General features: G+C 54.9%; 16 protein-coding genes. 8 read left to right on the forward strand and 8 right to left on the reverse strand.

All coding sequences use genetic code 11. The features are described 5' to 3' along the window. Window positions 1-180: 180 nt before the first annotated feature. From G9X48_RS15315 to G9X48_RS15330, 4 genes are all read left to right on the forward strand, one after another. Window positions 181-801 carry a LysE family translocator gene (locus tag G9X48_RS15315; RefSeq protein ID WP_097641563.1) on the forward strand — a complete coding sequence of 207 codons (621 nt, stop codon included), beginning with the start codon at window positions 181-183 and terminating at the stop codon, window positions 799-801. A 121-nt stretch (window positions 802-922) separates the two neighbouring features. Beyond that, complete coding sequence (locus tag G9X48_RS15320; RefSeq protein WP_097641564.1) at window positions 923-1,582, forward strand: helix-turn-helix domain-containing protein; 660 nt, start codon at window positions 923-925, stop codon at window positions 1,580-1,582. Window positions 1,583-1,729: 147 nt separating this feature from the next. Further along, window positions 1,730-2,908: an acetyl-CoA C-acetyltransferase gene (locus G9X48_RS15325; protein ID WP_076726201.1), complete on the forward strand. Its 1,179-nt coding sequence runs from the start codon at window positions 1,730-1,732 to the stop codon at window positions 2,906-2,908. Window positions 2,909-3,270: 362 nt separating this feature from the next. Next, window positions 3,271-3,951, forward strand: coding sequence for an oligogalacturonate-specific porin KdgM family protein (locus tag G9X48_RS15330; RefSeq protein WP_004385686.1), 681 nt, complete (start codon window positions 3,271-3,273; stop codon window positions 3,949-3,951). A gap of 238 nt (window positions 3,952-4,189) precedes the next feature. On the opposite strand, the gene G9X48_RS15335 is transcribed toward G9X48_RS15330, so the two are convergent. Beyond that, window positions 4,190-5,368 carry an oligogalacturonate lyase family protein gene (locus tag G9X48_RS15335; RefSeq protein ID WP_014728119.1) on the reverse strand — a complete coding sequence of 393 codons (1,179 nt, stop codon included), beginning with the start codon at window positions 5,366-5,368 and terminating at the stop codon, window positions 4,190-4,192. 610 nt (window positions 5,369-5,978) lie between these two features. Here G9X48_RS15335 and kduD point away from each other — a divergent pair. Continuing rightward, entirely contained in the window at window positions 5,979-6,740 is a 762-nt protein-coding gene (gene kduD, locus G9X48_RS15340) for a 2-dehydro-3-deoxy-D-gluconate 5-dehydrogenase KduD (RefSeq protein WP_097641565.1), read from the forward strand. Window positions 6,741-6,992: 252 nt separating this feature from the next. Here kduD and G9X48_RS15345 read toward each other — a convergent pair whose 3' ends face one another. The 4 genes from G9X48_RS15345 to G9X48_RS15360 are packed head-to-tail and all read right to left on the reverse strand — an operon-like array spanning window position 6,993 to window position 11,233. After that, window positions 6,993-8,282: an ABC transporter substrate-binding protein gene (locus G9X48_RS15345; protein ID WP_097641566.1), complete on the reverse strand. Its 1,290-nt coding sequence runs from the start codon at window positions 8,280-8,282 to the stop codon at window positions 6,993-6,995. Between the two features lie 13 nt (window positions 8,283-8,295). After that, window positions 8,296-9,423, reverse strand: coding sequence for an ABC transporter ATP-binding protein (locus G9X48_RS15350; protein WP_014728122.1), 1,128 nt, complete (start codon window positions 9,421-9,423; stop codon window positions 8,296-8,298). A gap of 12 nt (window positions 9,424-9,435) precedes the next feature. Continuing rightward, window positions 9,436-10,350: a carbohydrate ABC transporter permease gene (locus G9X48_RS15355; protein WP_004385691.1), complete on the reverse strand. Its 915-nt coding sequence runs from the start codon at window positions 10,348-10,350 to the stop codon at window positions 9,436-9,438. Continuing rightward, window positions 10,343-11,233 carry a sugar ABC transporter permease gene (locus tag G9X48_RS15360; protein WP_004385692.1) on the reverse strand — a complete coding sequence of 297 codons (891 nt, stop codon included), beginning with the start codon at window positions 11,231-11,233 and terminating at the stop codon, window positions 10,343-10,345. The genes G9X48_RS15355 and G9X48_RS15360 overlap by 8 nt, the downstream gene beginning before the upstream one ends. A 608-nt stretch (window positions 11,234-11,841) precedes the next feature. On the opposite strand from G9X48_RS15360, the gene wzz(fepE) reads away from it, so the two are divergent. Continuing rightward, window positions 11,842-12,984, forward strand: coding sequence for an LPS O-antigen length regulator Wzz(fepE) (gene wzz(fepE), locus G9X48_RS15365; protein ID WP_012123873.1), 1,143 nt, complete (start codon window positions 11,842-11,844; stop codon window positions 12,982-12,984). Between the two features lie 56 nt (window positions 12,985-13,040). Here wzz(fepE) and G9X48_RS15370 read toward each other — a convergent pair whose 3' ends face one another. Beyond that, window positions 13,041-13,364, reverse strand: a complete 324-nt coding sequence (locus G9X48_RS15370; RefSeq protein ID WP_097641567.1) for a cupin domain-containing protein — start codon at window positions 13,362-13,364, stop codon at window positions 13,041-13,043. Window positions 13,365-13,516: 152 nt separating this feature from the next. Here G9X48_RS15370 and G9X48_RS15375 point away from each other — a divergent pair, with 152 nt between their 5' ends. After that, window positions 13,517-14,218: an aspartate/glutamate racemase gene (locus G9X48_RS15375; protein WP_097641568.1), complete on the forward strand. Its 702-nt coding sequence runs from the start codon at window positions 13,517-13,519 to the stop codon at window positions 14,216-14,218. On the opposite strand, the gene G9X48_RS15380 is transcribed toward G9X48_RS15375, so the two are convergent. Beyond that, on the reverse strand, window positions 14,196-15,134 hold the full coding sequence (locus G9X48_RS15380; RefSeq protein WP_097641569.1) for a LysR family transcriptional regulator: 939 nt from the start codon (window positions 15,132-15,134) through the stop codon (window positions 14,196-14,198). The two genes, G9X48_RS15375 and G9X48_RS15380, sit on opposite strands and share 23 nt — an antisense overlap. A gap of 276 nt (window positions 15,135-15,410) precedes the next feature. On the opposite strand from G9X48_RS15380, the gene lysA reads away from it, so the two are divergent. Continuing rightward, window positions 15,411-16,673 carry a diaminopimelate decarboxylase gene (lysA, locus tag G9X48_RS15385; protein WP_097641570.1) on the forward strand — a complete coding sequence of 421 codons (1,263 nt, stop codon included), beginning with the start codon at window positions 15,411-15,413 and terminating at the stop codon, window positions 16,671-16,673. Here the strand turns inward: lysA and G9X48_RS15390 are convergent. Continuing rightward, the gene (locus G9X48_RS15390; protein ID WP_029463832.1) at window positions 16,650-17,687 is read right to left on the reverse strand and encodes a LacI family DNA-binding transcriptional regulator; all 1,038 of its coding nucleotides are present in this window, start codon (window positions 17,685-17,687) and stop codon (window positions 16,650-16,652) included. The two genes, lysA and G9X48_RS15390, sit on opposite strands and share 24 nt — an antisense overlap. Window positions 17,688-17,872 lie beyond the last annotated feature (185 nt).

Genomic DNA, 17,872 nt, shown 5'->3' on the forward strand with positions numbered 1-17,872 from the left:
GCGGTGAACCTGCCAATGACTTTTATCATGGTGCTAATCTTTCTGGAGCGTTAAACATCAAGTCTGCTTTCTGGTCACGGCATCCGATTTGCCCATACTGTTAATATCCCCCTGCGTAACTAACTCCCGATTGCCGGGCCTGTTTTTCTTCTATAAGATTTTTCTTTTCGGAGGATAAACATGTCGGTTACTGATGCTCTGCTTGCGTATACCCTTGCGGCTACGCTGTTAACGTTGACGCCGGGGCTGGATACGGCGCTCATATTGCGAACCGCGGCGGCGGACGGGGGTAAGAAAGCCGTTCAGGCGGCGCTTGGCATCGATGTTGGCTGTTTTATCTGGGGCGCGCTGGTGGCGTTTGGCCTGGGGGCGCTGTTCGCTGTGTCTGAAATGGCGTACTCCATTCTGAAATGGTGCGGCGCAGGCTATCTCTGCTGGCTAGGCATCCAGATGCTGCTGCGCCCGCGCGCCACGTTTGATACCCGCGTGGGAAATGAAACGCGCGCCAGCAACAGTTTTCTGCGCGGTATGCTGGGCAACGTACTGAACCCGAAAATGGGCGTGTTCTATGTCTCCTTTCTGCCGCAGTTTATCCCGGCCGGGCATTCGCCAATGGTCTGGACATTCCTCCTGGTGGCGATTCATGCGCTGATAGGCACCCTCTGGTCGCTAACGTTGATTGTCGCAACCCGCTACGCGTCAGGCGTACTAAAAAAACCAGGCGTGGTGAAATGGATGGATCGCGTCACAGGTGGGGTGTTCCTGCTGTTTGCCGTAAAGCTGGCCTTAAGTAAACGCTAATGCGGTACTGGCGCCTGCGCGTTTAAGAATATTAAACGTAAATAAGCTCTTTCTTTAGTGGTTTTATTAATGCGCCGTCTCATTGTGAAAAAATAAGGCGGCGCGCAATCAAGTTTTTACTATGCTGATCGTAACGTTATCTCTGGTGCGTGTTATCAGCATGGAAACATATCCGCTTCCTGAAAGGCCCGAAGAGGCCATCAATCAGCTTATCGACGCCCTGAAAAATAGCGGTGAACTGCGTCGTTTCACCAGTGGTGCGCATATTCCTGTGCAGCCTGATCATATTATTGTGATAGAGCAGGGCGCACTGTCGATGCACCGCATGATGGATGGCCTGATGATGATCGAGTCGACGCGGCCTCAGTTGCTCGGCATCACCTACAATAATCAGTTCAGCCACCATTTCACGATTAGAGCCGAATCAGTTTGTGAGGCGCGTATGGTGCCGCGTAGCGATTTTGAAGCCATTATTGAGACGCGCCAGCTATGGCGCGAACTGCTGCTGGTCGTCTCCTGGTACTACGATGTGCTGTACTGGAAGAGTTACCACTATCTTGGGCGGCAATCCTATACGCTTATTCGCAACTGCTTAATAGAGCTGGCAGCCAAAAACGAGCAGGAGCGAGAGGAGATTAACGCCTGTGATTTTATTCGTGGTAAAACCAATCTTTCTCAAAGTTATATTCTCAAAGTCTTTAGCGATTTAAGAAAAGGCGACTACATCGATATTTCACGCGGACGCCTTAAATCAATTAATAAACTGCCAGAACGCTATTAGCTCTGCGTCACTCCCTTAAACCTGTGCCGACGCCCGATGGGGTGCGGCGCAGATTCCTTGTGATACCCCTCACCAATTTTTAAACATTTACGAAATGATTTTATAACAAGCGGCTACTATGTCCCGGTTCACTTCCCGGAGATAACAATGAAAGATGTGGTAATTGTCGGGGCCGCTCGCACGCCCATTGGCTGCTTTCAGGGCCAGCTTGCGCGTCGCTCGGCGGTCGAGCTCGGCGCGGTGGTCATTGAGGCACTGCTGACGCGCACCGGGCTTAACCCTCAGGATGTCGATGAAGTTATCCTGGGCCAGGTGCTGACGGCAGGCGCAGGCCAGAATCCGGCGCGGCAGACTGCGCTCAACAGTGGCCTGCCGTGGTCGGTTTCGGCGATTACCATCAATGATGTGTGCGGCTCTGGCCTGAAGGCGCTGCATCTGGCGACGCAGGCGATCCAGTGCGGTGAGGCGGATGTGGTGATTGCTGGCGGTCAGGAAAATATGAGTCGCGCGCCGCATGTGCTGACCGAAGGGCGCACCGGCGAGCCCGGCGACAGCCATATTATCGACAGCCTGGTGCATGACGGGCTGTGGGATGCGTTTAACGATTACCATATGGGCGTCACGGCGGAAAATCTGGCGCGCGAATATAACATCAGCCGCGAACATCAGGATGCATACGCGCTTGCATCACAGCATAAGGCGCGGGTCGCTATCGACAGCGGGCGCTTTCGTGACGAAATCGTGCCCGTCGTGATCGAACAGATGCAGGGCGCGCCGCTGGTGGTCGATACCGACGAGCAGCCACGCGCCGATACCAGCGCGGAAGGGCTGGCGCGCCTGTCGCCCGCCTTTGACCGGCTGGGAAGCGTTACTGCGGGCAACGCCTCGTCAATGAATGATGGCGCGGCGGCGGTGCTGATGATGAGCGCCAGCAAGGCGCAGGAAATGGGGCTGCCGGTGCTCGCGCGCATACGCGCTTTCGCAAGCGTGGGCGTCGATCCGGCGCTGATGGGTATCGCGCCGGTCTACGCTACGCGGCGCTGTCTGGAGCGCGCGGGCTGGCAGCTCAATGATGTCGATCTTATCGAGGCCAATGAGGCATTCGCGGCACAGACGTTGTCGGTCGGTAAGCTACTGGAGTGGGACGAGCACAAGGTGAACGTTAACGGCGGCGCGATTGCCCTGGGTCATCCGATTGGCGCGTCCGGCTGCCGCATTCTGGTTTCTCTGGTCCATGAGATGGTGAAACGTCAGGCTCGCAAAGGGCTCGCCACGCTTTGCATTGGTGGCGGCCAGGGCGTGGCGCTGGCGATTGAACGCGATTAATCCTTTCCTTTCTTATTAAGAAATGTGCCGTCACTTCACGGCGCACTTTCTTTGTCAGCTAATAGTATTGAAAGAGCAATTATATCCCTGATATCAGTTGCTCTGTTTACTATTTCCTTTATTTAAGTTAATTCTCAGATTGCAGTCACTATCGCCGCTTTTCATGGGTGAATTTAAAAGCAAACTGTGATTCAAAACATCATTTAATGGCCGTTTGTTGATTTTTTATTGAGCGCAATCACGGGCTTTCTTTTCGTTATTTTTGAAACAAAGTATTGCGATCCGGATCGCTAAAATAACCCATATTAAAAAATAAAATGCAGTTTCATAAAAAAGAAACGATATTTCATTGAGGTTATTTTATGTTTAAGAAAGCTCTGGTACTGGCTGTCCTCTGTGGTTCATCATTCGCGGCGCAAGCCGTAACCGTTGATTTACGTCACGAGTACATTGATAGCGGAATCAATGCCGATCGCGTTGCGGTTTCACATCGTTTTGATAATGGATTTGGTTTTTCCGTGGAGGCGAAATGGAAAACCGGCGGAGACGATCAGTCGCGTCCATTTAATGAAGTCGTGGGTAACGGTCATGAAGATCAGATAAGCTGGCGCTGGAAAGCAACCGACGCTATCGCTATCACGCCAGCATTTACTATTGAAAGTGTTGATAGTAAAACCATTTATAAGCCAAACATCCATGTGCAGTACAGCTTTGAGAATGGCTTCTATGTCGCGGCCCGTTATCGTTATGAGTATACCCGCGTCCCGGACGGTAAAGATGATGACGATAAAGTTAACCGTGGTGATGCCTGGGTGGGATTTGCGCTCGGCGACTGGCGCACTGAGCTGAACTATGTGTATGCCCAGAGCGAAGAAGGCTTTACCCGTAATAACGGGAAAAACTATTCCAACGAATATAACGCCAAAGTGGCTTATAAAATTGATAAGAACTGGGCACCATATTTTGAAGTGGGGAATATTGGCGTAAAAGAATCTGACGAGCGCCAGACGCGTTTACGTGTCGGCGTGGCATACAGCTTCTGATGAAATTAGCCTCCGCCAGTGCGGGGGCGTTAAATTTTTTGCTGTTTCCTGATAGCGTGCTCCTGAGAATAAGCACACCGCCCATGCAGGGGCGGTTTTTTTATGCCCGCTGTAAATTATTTTTTTCCGCATGCGCTCATTCTTATTAAGCTGCCGGGTTTACCTTAAACATGAAAAAATAAAAAAGCCCTCCAGGAGAGGAGGGCAAAGATCAGTAATGGAAACAGGACGCTTATTATTATGACACGCTCAGCATTTCACGCTGTTCGGGTAATTTTGCAAGATAGACCGCCGGTTTGCCGTCTTTATCGGTACTGAAAAGAATGGCGTTGCCGTCCGGCGTGAAAGAAGGGTGTGGATGCGTCACCTGACGGCTGCCGGCAAACGTCTCCCAGGACGTATCGTGACGCGCCACACGGTAATAGGATTTATTATTTACATCAAACACATAGAGATAAGGATCGTTGTCAATGGTATAGCCGCCGGTGTCTTTCACATCGACCGGCGTGCCAGAGCCGTCGCCCACCAGCAGCGTGCCGTCGAAGTTGCTCATCAGGTGGGAGCATGCCGGGATCGGCATGATTTTTTCATTAACGCCGCGCTCCGGCAGGTAGCGGTAAACCGTGCGGCCCTGCTGGCCCTTGAGATAAGAGACATAAACCAGCGCTGAGCCGTCCGGCACCCAGAATTCGTGAGTGCAGCTTTCACCCTCGGCGTGTTCCTTCACTTTGCGCACATTGCTGCCGTCTTCATTCACCATCCACATACGGGCATCGATCAGATCGTGCGGGCCTTCATGACAGAACGCGACGGTATTGTCGTCGAACGGGCGATAAATCGGGTGCCCCAGCCAGATTTTCTCTTCGTGGATCGTCTGGCTGGCGCCGGTTTGCAGGTCAATGCGCAGCAGGCGGCAATGCGGCCCTTTGTGGAAGAAATCATGGAAGATTTTCCAGTCGCTCAACGGCACATAGTCGCTTTTTGCGATTTCGATCCCGACCAGTTTGGTGCAGTCGCTGTTCGCCACCCAGGTGCCGTAGCCGACCCACGCTTCCGGCACGCGATAGACGTCGCGCTCGGCAAGTGTGGTGAGGTTAACTTCGCGCAGGACGCGATCGTTTTTCACATAGTAAAGATAGTTGTCGTCCGGCGAGAGAAAACCGCCAAAGGTATTGTCGCCCGCGCCTTCGGTGAGCTGTACCGCTTCGGCGTTTTCCAGATCCAGCAGATAGTAGTTCCAGTGCCCGTCGAATTCGCCGGCAAACAGCAGGTGGCTGCCATCGTTAAAAAAGCATTTCTGGTAGAAATAATTGCGGTGACATGTCACTTCCGGTGGGGTTAAACGCGTGACTTCCGCCCCGGTATCCGGGTCAATGCTTACCTGATACTGAAGTTTCACCCGCATGCCTTTGGCCATACTCTGCTCCTTACGTTACCGGCTGGCGTTCGCTGATTAAATTTCGAAAACAGTAATATAAATTATCAAAACACTGTTTCAATGTGTGTGACTGTGGGCGCATTTCTGCGCAACTGTTCTAATGGAAAGAGTATTTTTGGACAAAATCAGCGCGAAAGCAGTATCGACGGATGCCGGGCGACGGACGGTAGACTTTTCATAAAAACCGTGCCATAAAATTTTATTTAACTGATTTTAAAAGGAAAATTTGCAGATTGTGTAAAGGCTGTCTGTCGGGCCAACGCGATAAACGTGACCGCATCATCAAATTCGGCAAGATGTAACCATAAAAATGAAACAATGTTTTATTTATAATTGAAAACACGTTTCGCTACGTTTAAGATGGATGTCATCCCAAAAAACGAAACGCTGTTTCGCTGTTTTATTTCCTTCTGCGGTCTCTCTTTTAATGCGCGGTGAGTGGCAGATGTCATAACGCGATACGTGCCGGGCTGCCTGTTACCTGGCGTTTTATGGCATCGATATCCGTGATGAAGAGAGGGCGTAAGCGGCGGACAGCCTTATTACGGTCACGCCTGTCACAGACAGGCCTGATAACAAGGAAACACACATGATTCTCGATGCATTCTCTCTTCAGGGTAAAGTCGCGATCGTTACCGGTTGTGATACCGGTCTTGGTCAGGGTATGGCGCTGGGCCTCGCAGAAGCAGGCTGCGATATCGTGGGCATTAATATTGTCGAACCGGCGGAAACCATCGAACGTGTGATTGCGCTGGGCCGCCGTTTTCTGAGCCTGACGGCTGACCTGCGTAAAATCGACGCGATCCCGGCGCTTATCGGACGCGCGGTGGCAGAGTTCGGGCATATCGACGTGCTGGTCAATAACGCAGGGCTTATCCGCCGCGAAGACGCAATTAACTTCAGCGAGCAGGACTGGGACGACGTGATGAACCTGAATATTAAGAGCGTGTTTTTTATGTCCCAGACCGTGGCGAAGCAGTTCATCGCTCAGGGCAACGGCGGCAAAATTATTAATATCGCGTCGATGCTCTCCTTCCAGGGCGGCATTCGCGTGCCGTCTTACACGGCGTCTAAAAGCGGCGTGATGGGTATTACGCGCCTGATGGCGAACGAGTGGGCGAAGCACAATATCAACGTGAACGCCATCGCGCCCGGGTATATGGCGACCAACAACACCCAGCAGTTGCGCGCCGATGAGCAGCGCAGCGCCGAGATCCTTGACCGCATTCCGGCAGGCCGCTGGGGTCTGCCGAGCGATCTGATGGGGCCGGTGGTGTTCCTGGCGTCCAGCGCGTCGGATTACATTAACGGTTATACCGTTGCGGTTGATGGCGGCTGGCTGGCGCGGTAAGCGTGATGTGCAGATAAAAAAACCTCCCGCGTGGAGGTTTTTTATGGGAGGGCGCGGTGGGTGCGCTTTGCTTACCCACCCTACAGGGAGATGGTGCCGGATGTGGTGGGTGCGCTACGCTTACCCACCCTACAAAGTAGGTAATCCTGATGTTAGCGTAGGGCGGGTAAGCGAAGCGCACCCGCCGGACAACATCTTTACCACGTTTACCTAACCCCGCCCACACCGGCGGGGTTGCAACAGAAACTGCTCTTAGCGCATCGCGCGTTTCAGAATACGCTCTGCCTGGCGCTGGAATTCCGCCGCGGCGTCTTCAACGGATTTCTGGCCGTAATCGATATACTGCAACGCGGTGCCGAACTGCGACACGATCTGCGGATCGTCAAAATAGGGCGAAACGGCAAGCGTGGTCGGCAGCGACTGCGCCAGCTTCAGGCCAGACACCGACGGATCGTCATCTTTAATCACGCCCGCTTCGGTAAGCTGCGCCACCGCGGCCTTACTGAGCGGCACGCCGCGTTCAAGCCCCAGCGCCGCCACACCCTCTTTGCTGTTCAGCAGGAAGTTAATCAACTGCGCGGCCTCTTTCGGGTGTGTAGTGGATTTACCGATTGAGAGCATCTGTGCCGGTTTAAAGAACAGGCCCGCATCTTTGGCGCCCGGCAGCATCGGGTAAGCACCCAGCTCAAGCTTCGCGGGCGGCTTTAAGTTGTCGGAGTATTTGGTAATGGTGGAGTTCCACATATAGGTGCCCGCCCATTCGCCCTGGATCCACGGCTTCATCTCATACATGTTGCTCTTGCCGAACGAGGCATAATATTTGGTGTCCGGCATTACATGGCTGTCGATAAGCTTTTTATACATGCCGAAAAACTCAACCCACTGCGCTTTGCTGTAGGCAAATTTTTTGGTTTTCTCATCCACCGCCGGAATATTGTATTTCTGCACCATGTACGAGTTGAGCAGGGCCAGCACATCCTGATGCTCCAGCACGACCGGGTAATACTGTTTGCCGAGTTTCGACTCGAACGTTTTACCGGCGGCCATCAGCTCATCCCAGGTTTTCGGGTAGTCGACGCCCGCTTTCTTCCAGGTTTCATTGTTGTAGTAGAACACGCGCGCGGTGACGGAGATCGGAATACCGTTGAGCTTGCCGTTGACAGTAGTGGACTTCAGCTCTTTCGGGTCGAACTGGCTCAGGTCGATGACATCTTTTACCTGATTTAAATCGTAAAACCCGTCGCCGTTTTTGGAGAAGATCGGCAGCCAGTTCCAGTTGGTCTGCATCACATCCGGCTCGGTGCCGCCCGCAATTTGCGTGGTAAGACGCGAAAGATGTCCGTCCCAGCCGGTGTATTCCGGCTTAACGCTAATTTCCGGGTGCCGTTTGTGAAATTCCTCCAGCGCTTTCAGCGTGACCTGGTGACGGCCATTGCCGCCCCACCAGGACATACGCAGCTCGACGTTTTCCGCCGAGTGCGACGGCAGCGCGCAAAGGGTGAGGGTAGACGCTAATGCTGTGCTAACGAGGGCTTTTTTCATTATAAGACTCCTGTCAGAGAGTGAGGTTTTGTTCTGTTTTGGCGTCAAAAAGATGACACTTATTCATGTCGAACTTAAAAAACACCTTGCGGTGAAGGCCCTTTTCAATCATCGGCTTAGCTTCATCGGAAGGGATGCGGCAGGTCATTTCGAAATCCGCGACCTTGAGATAGACGAAAAACTCGTGACCCATATTCTCCACGCGCACCAGTTCACCGGTGCCACAGGGTTCGACGTAGGGCGTGTCGGAAATTGAGACATATTCCGGACGAATGCCGAAGAAAACCTGTTGCCCGGCGTATGCGGTCACTTTCTCCTGCTGGCGTGGCGTCAGCGCCAGGCGGTCATCGCCGATGCAAATTCGCAGCTCGCCTGCCTCTTCTACCAGTTTGCCGGGCTTGATGTTCATCTCCGGCGCGCCAATAAAGCCCGCCACAAACATGTTTTTCGGGTAGTGATAGAGATTATCTGGCGTGTCCACCTGCATAATATGACCAAGCTTCATCACGCAGATGCGATCGCCCATAGTCATTGCCTCGGTCTGATCGTGCGTGACGTAGACCGTGGTGGCCGGTTTGCCGCTCTTTTTCAGCTGCTTATGCAAATCGGAAATACGGATGCGCATCGAGGCGCGCAGTTTGGCGTCGAGGTTAGAGAGCGGCTCATCGAAGAGAAAGACATCCGGCTTTTTCACAATCGCGCGGCCCACCGCCACGCGCTGGGCCTGGCCGCCGGAGAGCTGACGCGGCAGACGGTCGAGCAGCTCTTCCAGCTCAAGGATTTTCGCGGCTTCATCCACCTGGCGGTTAATCTGATCTTTCGGCAGTTTGCTGAGCTTCAGGCCGAACGCCAGATTTTCGCGCACCGTCATATGCGGATAGAGCGCGTAGTTCTGGAACACCATCGCGATGCCGCGCTCTTTTGGCGCCAGGTTATTCACCAGCTTCTCGCCGATGCGCACTTCGCCGCCGCTGATGGTTTCAAGGCCGGCGAGCATACGCAGCGTGGTGGATTTGGCGCAGCCGGAAGGACCGACAATCACCATAAATTCACCGTCGGCGATTTTCAGGTCGATACCATGAACCGCTTTAAAGCCGTTGGAATAGACTTTTTCTAACTTATTGAAAATAACTTCAGCCATGATATTCCCCTGTTAACCTTTGATTCCGCTGCTGGCCACGCCCTGCACGAAGTAACGCTGAGCCAGGAAAAAGACGATGATGGACGGCAGAATGGAAATACTCGCCATTGCCAGAATTTCGTTCCACGGCGCGCCTTCGGTCACGTCGATGGACATCTTGAGCGCCAGCGCTATCGGGTACTTATCAACGCTATAGACGTAAATCAGCGGGCCGATAAAGTCGTTCATCGACCACATAAACTGGAACAGCGCGACCGAGATCATGGCGGGCTTGAGAATAGGCACCACCACATACCACAGCACCTGGAAGGAGTTGCAGCCGTCGATTTGCGCCGCTTCTTCCATGTCGCGCGGCACGCCGCGCAGGAACTGAATCAGCATAAAGACGAAGAACCCCTGGGTGGCGAAGGCCATCGGCAGCCAGAGCGGCAGATAGCTGTTGAGCATCCCCATTTCGCGGAACATCAGGTATTGCGGGATAAGCAACACGGTGCTCGGCAGCAGCATGGTGGCGATAAGCGTGGCGAACCAGAATTTCTTCCACGGGATCTCAAAGCGCGCGAAACCGTACGCCACGATGGTGGAGGAGATAACCGTCAGCACGACTTTTGGGATCACATACTTAAACGTGTTCATCATGTAGTGGCCGAAATTATATTCGGTGCCGGTTTTCCAGCCGTTAATAAAGCCATCCCAGGTCGCGTGCGTCGGCCACAGGCCGAGCGTGGTGAAAATCTCGTGGTTGGGCTTAAACGACGCTGAGAACATCCACGCCAGCGGGTAGAGCATCAGCAGGCCGACGAACAGCAAAATCACGTAACGGATGGCGCGGCTTGCTTTTTCGCGCCGTAGCGTGCGCGCCACTTCGCGATCGCCCGCGCTCATGGCCGGGCGGCGAGCCAGTGGTTCCTGTTGAATATCAGCCATTTTTGCCTCCCTTATCGGCGGAGTAGAAGACCCAGTATTTCGAGGATTTGAAGGCGATGGAGGCGAAGAGCGCCACCACCAGGAACAGCACCCACGCGAGCGCCGCGCCGTAGCCCATGTCGAAATATTTAAAGGCGGTGTCGTAGATATAGAGCGAGAAGAGATAGGTGTAATAAGTCGGGCCGCCGCCGGTAATCACATACGGGCCGGTAAATTCCTGGAACGCCTGAGTGGTCTGCATAATGAAGTTAAAGAAAATGACCGGTGTGATCAGCGGGACTGTCACTTTCATAAACATCTGCCACTTCGAGGCACCGTCGATCATCGCCGCCTCATACTGCGACTGCGGCACGTTTTGCAGCGCGGCCAGGAAAATCACCATCGCGGAGCCAAACTGCCAGACGCGCAGCAGCGTGACGGACATCAGCGCCAGCGACGGTTCGCCAAGCCAGTTCACCGGATCGAGCCCGAACACGCCGATAAAACTGTTCAGCAGGCCATCAATGGCAAACAGCGCGCGCCACAGCACGGCGATGGCAACAGAGCTGCCGAGGATCGACGGGATGTAATAGGCCGTGCGGAAAAAGCCGATGCCGCGCAGTTTAAAATTGAGCACAAACGCAATGCCAAGCGCGAAGGCGAGCTTCAGAGGGATAGTCAGAAATACATAAGCGAACGTCACGCCCATCGATTTCCAGAACAGATCGTCATCCATCAGCATATAACGGTAGTTTTCAATGCCGTTAAACACCGGCGGATTCATCAGGTCGTACTCGGTAAAGCTGAGCGCGAAAGAGGAAACAAACGGGAAGGCCGTAAAGACTATCAACCCGATGATATAGGGCGATATCCAGGCCAGACCCAGGAGCTTGTTTTCATTCATACATACCTACCTGGCATTCAAGGGTTCGTTAATCGGATGTGAGATGGTGTTTAAAGCGTGACAGCGAATGCGCCAGGCTCGTAAGGGCGTGGCTGGACTGCCATGCCATCGCGATGCCAGCAACGTATCGCCATGGAAACCGGCGGGCGTAACGTAATGAATATCGCGATTTTTATAATTTATTGAACCGTCGTTTCTTGTTTCTAAAACAGCGTTTTAATTTATTTTATTGCTATTTGTTTCGCCGTCATTCGATAAATAGTGGAAATGTGATCGTGGTCGAAACGCTGTTCTGGTTTTTTGAAGCAGCGCCGTTTTCGGGGCAAGGGCGGTGATACAACTTTTGGTAGGCACGCAAATTAGTGTTTGCTCTCAATTAGGATTATTCGTAATAATGATGATTACGGACGTAATACCTCTCCTCACAACAAGGATATGTTTCTTTGTTTTGCATAGTTTTTCCTTTTTTGTCAAAGAGATAGTTGTGTGCGCCCGTTCACTTTCTCAAAACAATACATTTGACCGGTGAAACAATTCGCACGCATATTGTTTTTGGCGGAAATAATTTCGACTTCATCAGCAGCTTAATTAAACGTAACGCACTCACTATGTCATCGATAGATATCAAAAATAATCCGCTCACCTCGTCTGCGGATTATCCGCTCCTGGGGCAGCCGCGCGCCGAGTTAGATCTGTTTGCGCTGGTCGACGTGCTTTTCAAATCCCGTAAGGTGATCCTCTCCATTACGGCATTGTTTATCGTGATGGGTCTGGCGCTGGCCTTTTTGCTCCCGCAAAAATGGACCAGTGACGCCGTGGTGTCCATTCCTGAAACGCCGCAACTTATTGAATTAAAACGCGTGCTGGTTGATCTCCAGGTGCTGGATGTGGATGCCGCTATCGATGCCGCGTCGCTTGAAAATATGTTCCTGAAAAAATTCGATTCGCGCGCGCTTCAGGAAAAATTTCTGCGCACCTCGCCGTGGGTGCAGGCGCAGGTGAAGGAAGCGCAGGGGGATACTGAAAGCCTGCAGCGCGCGATTACGCTTGTGGCGCAGCGGATAAAAATGGTTTCTAACGACAACCCGAAAGCGGCGTCAGCCTCGCCTTACAGCTCCTGGACGCTGAGCTTCACTGCGCCGAAAGCGCAAGATGCGCAGCGCGTGCTGAAGGAATACATCAATTATGCGGCGCTGGCGGTACAGCGAGAGGTGCTTGAGAACCTGCGCTCGACCATTGAGCTTAAAGTGAAATCGGAAGAGAGCCGTCTGATTCTTGACCGTAACACGCTGGCTAACGAGCATAAAATCGCGATTCAGCGACTGAACTATTCATTGCAGGTTGCCAATGCCGCGGGCATTAAAAAGCCGGTGTACAGCAATGGACAGGCGGTGAAAGACGACCCGGATTACTCCATTGCGCTTGGCGCGGATGGGCTTGCGCAGAAGCTGGCTATCGAGCGCTCCATTACCGACGTGACGGCGCTGAATGCGGCCATCCAGAACCGCGAATATCGTCTGGCAGAGCTGAAAAAGCTCAACCTGGCGGACGTGGATTTCCAGCCGTTCCACTATCAGATGGCACCTTCGCTGCCGATGAAAAGCGACGGGCCGGGAAAAGCACTGGTACTTATCCTTGCCGCGATGCTGGGCTTTATCATTGCCTGCGCGACGGTGCTGGTGCGTGATGTCTTCACGAAGCGTCAGGTTATGACGCAGCACGCAAGCGACGTCGACGCGCTGCTCTCCTGATACCGTTCGTATGACAAAAAAGCCGCCTGATGAGGCGGCTTTTTTATGGGCGCGATTTACTTAAGAAAATCTTCCCGTACCGGCGTAAAGGTATCAAGCAGCGTGCCGGGCGTAATACAGACGCAGCCATGCATAATATTCGGCTGTTTATAAAGCGTATCGCCTGCGCTCACGCGGCGGGTTTCTTCGCCGATGGTGAATTCAAATTCACCAGAGAGCACATACGTCAGTTGCTCATGCGGGTGGCAGTGCATCGGGCCGACCGCACCAGCGGCAAAACTCACTTCCACCGCCATCATTTTGCCGCCATGGGCCAGAATGCGACGCGTGACGCCATTGCCTAAATCTTCAAGCGTCGTCTCTTTGTGATAGATAAACATGCCGCGCCTCTGATTTGTGAAACGTTGTTTCAATTAATCTATCCTGGCAGGAAAAAGATGAGAACGCGCCGGTGTGTGAAATGGCGGGCAGATCACATTTGTTCCGCTCTGTGAGCATGTTATAACCGGGGAAGCGCAAACAGGAGGCAACGATGAAAACAGTAGGCTTGCTCGGCGGCATGAGCTGGGAATCGACCATTCCTTATTACCGGTTAATTAATGAAGGCGTACGCGACCGGCTCGGCGGGCTGCACTCCGCGCAGTTACTGCTGCACAGCGTCGATTTTCACGATATCGAAGCCTGCCAGGCGAGCGGTGAATGGGAAAAGGCGGGCGAGATGCTGGCGCAGGCGGCGCTCGGTTTAGAACGCGCCGGTGCGCAGGCCATCGTGCTCTGTACCAATACGATGCATAAAGTAGCGCACCAGATTGAAGCGCGCTGCGCGCTGCCGTTTTTGCATATCGCCGACGCGACGGGCCGCGCCATCGAACAGGCGGGGCTGCACCAGGTTGCGCTGCTCGGCACCCGGTACACCATGGAGCAGGATTTCTATCGCGCGCGGCTGGAAGAGGGGTTTGGCGTCACCTCGATTATCCCGGATGCGCCCGCCCGTTTGCGCATCAATCAGATTATTTTCGATGAGCTGTGTCTCGGGAAAATCACCGCGGAATCAAAACGCTACTATCAGCAGCAGGTAGAAATTCTGGCAGAGCGGGGCGCGCAGGGCGTGATTTTCGGCTGTACCGAAATCGGCCTGTTGCTCGGTGCGCAGGATTGCCCGCTGCCGGTGTTCGACACCGCCGCGCTGCACGCCGCCGATGCGGTGAACTTTATGCTGGGCGACCAGGACTGACCAGCATCGTCTCCAGCGTGTCGCTAAGCCCTTTCATCTGCTGCTGTAGATGCTGGCTGAACGCCTCAACCAGCGCCGAAGCGGGGCGGTGCAAAGGGCGGATGAGGCTCACCGTGAACGGCACCGCCACGCTGAAGCGGCGCACCACAATACCCGTCGCCGCGTAATCCAGCGCGGTGAGCGGGTTTACTATCGATACCCCGACGCCTGCACGTACCATCGCGCAGACCGACGCGGCGCTGTGCGTTTCCAGTACCATGCGGCGCTGCACGTTATGCTCCTGAAAGAGCGAATCAAGCAGTTGCCGGTAGCTGTCGGTACGCGACAGGCTGATGTAGTTTTCGCCCGCAAAATCCTGCGGCGTCAGCTGCGGTTTATCGGCCAGCGTATGGCCTGTGGGCAATACGCACACCTCATTTAACGTCAGCAGTGTCAGCCGCTCGGTGCCGGCGGGCGTGGCGGTATTTTCCGTAATGCCTAAGTCGTGACGCTGCGCGGAGAGCCACTCTTCAAGCAACGGCGACTCCTGCGGCACGATGTTCAGGCTCACGTCCGGGTAGCTATCCAGAAAGGGTTTTAACACCAGTGGCAGTAGCGACTGTGAGAAAACCGGCAGGCAGGCGATGGAAAGCTCGCCCTGGCGGAACTGGCGCAGGCTTTCGGCGGCGCTGATGATGCGGTCAAGCCCGTACCAGGAGCGCTGGACTTCTTCAAACAGGCGCAGCCCCTGGACGGTGGGATGCAGCCGTCCGCGGCTACGGGTAAAGAGCGACAGGCCAATGAGTTTTTCAAAGCGCGCCAGCTCGCGGCTGACGGTGGGCTGCGAGGTGCGCAGCAATGCCGCCGCCTCCGTGAGATTGCCTGCGGTCATGACCGCATGAAAGATTTCGATATGGCGAAGCGTGACGCCAGGCATTAAGGTTTCCTTGTTGATTGAAGTTGTGTGCGCCAGGCAAACCGCTTACGGGGAAAGATCCGCCGCCGCTGGCGGGTGCGCTTTGCTTACCCGCCCTACGGGTAAAGCGCGCGGCAAGTGGCGGGTGCGCTCTGCTTACCCGTCCTACAACAACTACGGGTTAATCTGCGGACTCCAAAATCCATATCATTTTTGCATAGACTCACGAGAAAACGATATTTTTTCTTCGCTAACGGCTGTGGCGTAATAAAGGCATCAGCTTAAAGGAGTCTCGCCATGCCACGTTCGCTTTATCACACCGACAGTGCCCTTAACGCCGACATGCTTCTGCCGCTGCCTGCGCAGTACGGCGGCCCGGTCTGGGTTTATGACGCGCAGATCATCCGCGCGCAAATCGACCGTCTGCGCCAGTTCGACGTTATTCGTTTTGCGCAGAAAGCCTGCTCGAATATTCATATTTTGCGCCTGATGCGCGAGGCGGGCGTGAAAGTGGATTCCGTGTCGCTCGGCGAGATCGAACGCGCTATCGCCGCGGGCTACGATCCGCGCCAGAACCCGGATGACATCGTATTTACGGCGGATGTGCTGGACGACGCTACCATCGCCCGCGTGCATGAACTGGGCGTGCCGGTCAACGCAGGCTCAGTGGATATGCTGGCGCAGCTCGGCGCGGTATCGCCGGGCCATCGCGTCTGGCTGCGCATTAATCCGGGCTTTGGCCACGGCCACAGCCAGAAAACCAACACCGGCGGCGAGAACAGCAAGCACGGTATCTGGTACAGCGATCTCCCGGCGGCGCTGGCGGTGATGCAGCGCTATCAGCTGAAGCTGGTTGGCATGCACATGCATATCGGCTCTGGCGTCGATTACGGGCATCTGGAGCGGGTATGCGGCGCGATGGTAAGCCAGGTGATCGAGTTCGGTCAGGATCTGGAGGCGATCTCCGCTGGCGGCGGGCTCTCGATTCCTTACCGCGAAGGCGACGAAACCATCGATACCGACCACTATTTCGGCCTGTGGAACCGCGCCCGCGAGCAGATCGCCGCGCACTTTGGCCACCCGATCAAGCTTGAGATCGAGCCTGGGCGTTTTCTGGTGGCGGAAGCGGGCGTGCTGGTAGCGCAGGTGCGCAGCGTGAAAGAGATGGGATCGCGCCACTTTGTGCTGATCGACGCGGGCTTCAACGATCTGATGCGCCCGTCGATGTACGGCAGCTATCACCATATTTCCGCGCTGGCGGCGGATGGGCGCGATCTGCGCGACGCGCCGCTGCTGGAAACGGTGATAGCCGGGCCGCTGTGTGAATCGGGCGATGTGTTTACGCAGCAGGAGGGCGGCAAAGTGGAAACCCGCGCGCTGCCGGCGGTGCGTCCGGGCGATTATCTGGTGCTGCACGATACCGGCGCGTATGGCGCGTCGATGTCGTCTAACTACAACAGCCGCCCGCTGTTGCCGGAAGTGCTGCTGGAAAACGGCGAGGCGCGCACCATTCGTCGCCGTCAGACGATCGACGAATTACTGGCGCTTGAGCGCTTTTAACGGCGCGACGGCGTAAGGGCCGGGTGCGACGGAATCCCGCAATACCAGCGTGCCGGTAAATGGCGGGATCGCGGCGAGCGGTTCGTCGCGCGCCAGCCGCACCGCGCTCTCAATGGCGGTGGTTATCATATCTTCAATCGGCAGACAGACCGTCGAGAGCCCCGGCTCCAGCCAGGCGGCGCTCGGCGCGTCGTCGAAGCCGAACAGCGACACATCTTCAGGAATACGCAGGCCCGCCTGGTAGAGCGCCTTTGACGCCCCGAGCGCCATATCGTCGTTGCAGGCGAACAGCGCGGTGAAGCGCACGCCGCGCTCCAGCAGCTCTTTACAGCGCGCGTGGCCGCCGCTCATGCTTGAATCGCCGTTTTTAATCAGCGCCTCGTTCCCTGCGATGCCGTGCTTTTCCAGCGCGCGGCGATAGCCCAGCAGACGCGCCTGGCCGGTAGGCGTGGCGAGCGATACCGTGATGCAGGCGATTTCCCTGTGCCCCTGTTCAATCAGATATTCCACCGCCTGAAAAGCCGCATCCTGCTGTTCGAAAAAGACGCAGCGTTCGCGCGCCTGGCTGACGTCGCGGTTGATGATCACCAGCGGTACGGCGGTGTTATCGATAAGCTCCATAATTGCGGTTTCGCTCATATGGCGGGTATAGAGGACGATGGCGTCGCACTGTCTGTCCGCCAGCATTTGCACGGCTTCCAGCTCGCGCGCGGGCGTGTCGTGGCCGTCGGTGACGATAAGCTGTTTGCCGTGCGCCTCGGTCTGGCGCGACGCCTGCTGCAACAGACGCCCGAAGTAAAAGCCGTTAAAGCTCGACACCACGAGGCCAATGCTGTTACTGGTGCGGTGCGCCAGCGAACGAGCCAGCAGGTTAGGGCGGTATCCCAGTTCTTCCATCGCCCGGAACACCTGCGCGCGGGTGCTCTCTTTCACCTGGCCCGTGTTGTTCAGCACGCGTGAAACGGTCGCTTTGGAAACGCCTGCCCGAACTGAAACATCCCGCATTGTCACCATTCCCTTCGCTCCCGTTGTCGTCGTGATTCGATGGAGTTTAACACACAAGCCCGGCGGCTACGGGAACGCCCGCGCACGCTGTCGACTCGTTCACACCTGTTATTTTTCTGGTATACCAAATTTTAGAGAATTCATTATTTGGAATACCAATGGCCGTTTGTGGGAGAAGCGTCACAGATAATTGT

Source organism: Cronobacter sp. HA18006 (assembly GCF_011605445.1).
Lineage (GTDB): Bacteria > Pseudomonadota > Gammaproteobacteria > Enterobacterales > Enterobacteriaceae > Cronobacter > Cronobacter sakazakii.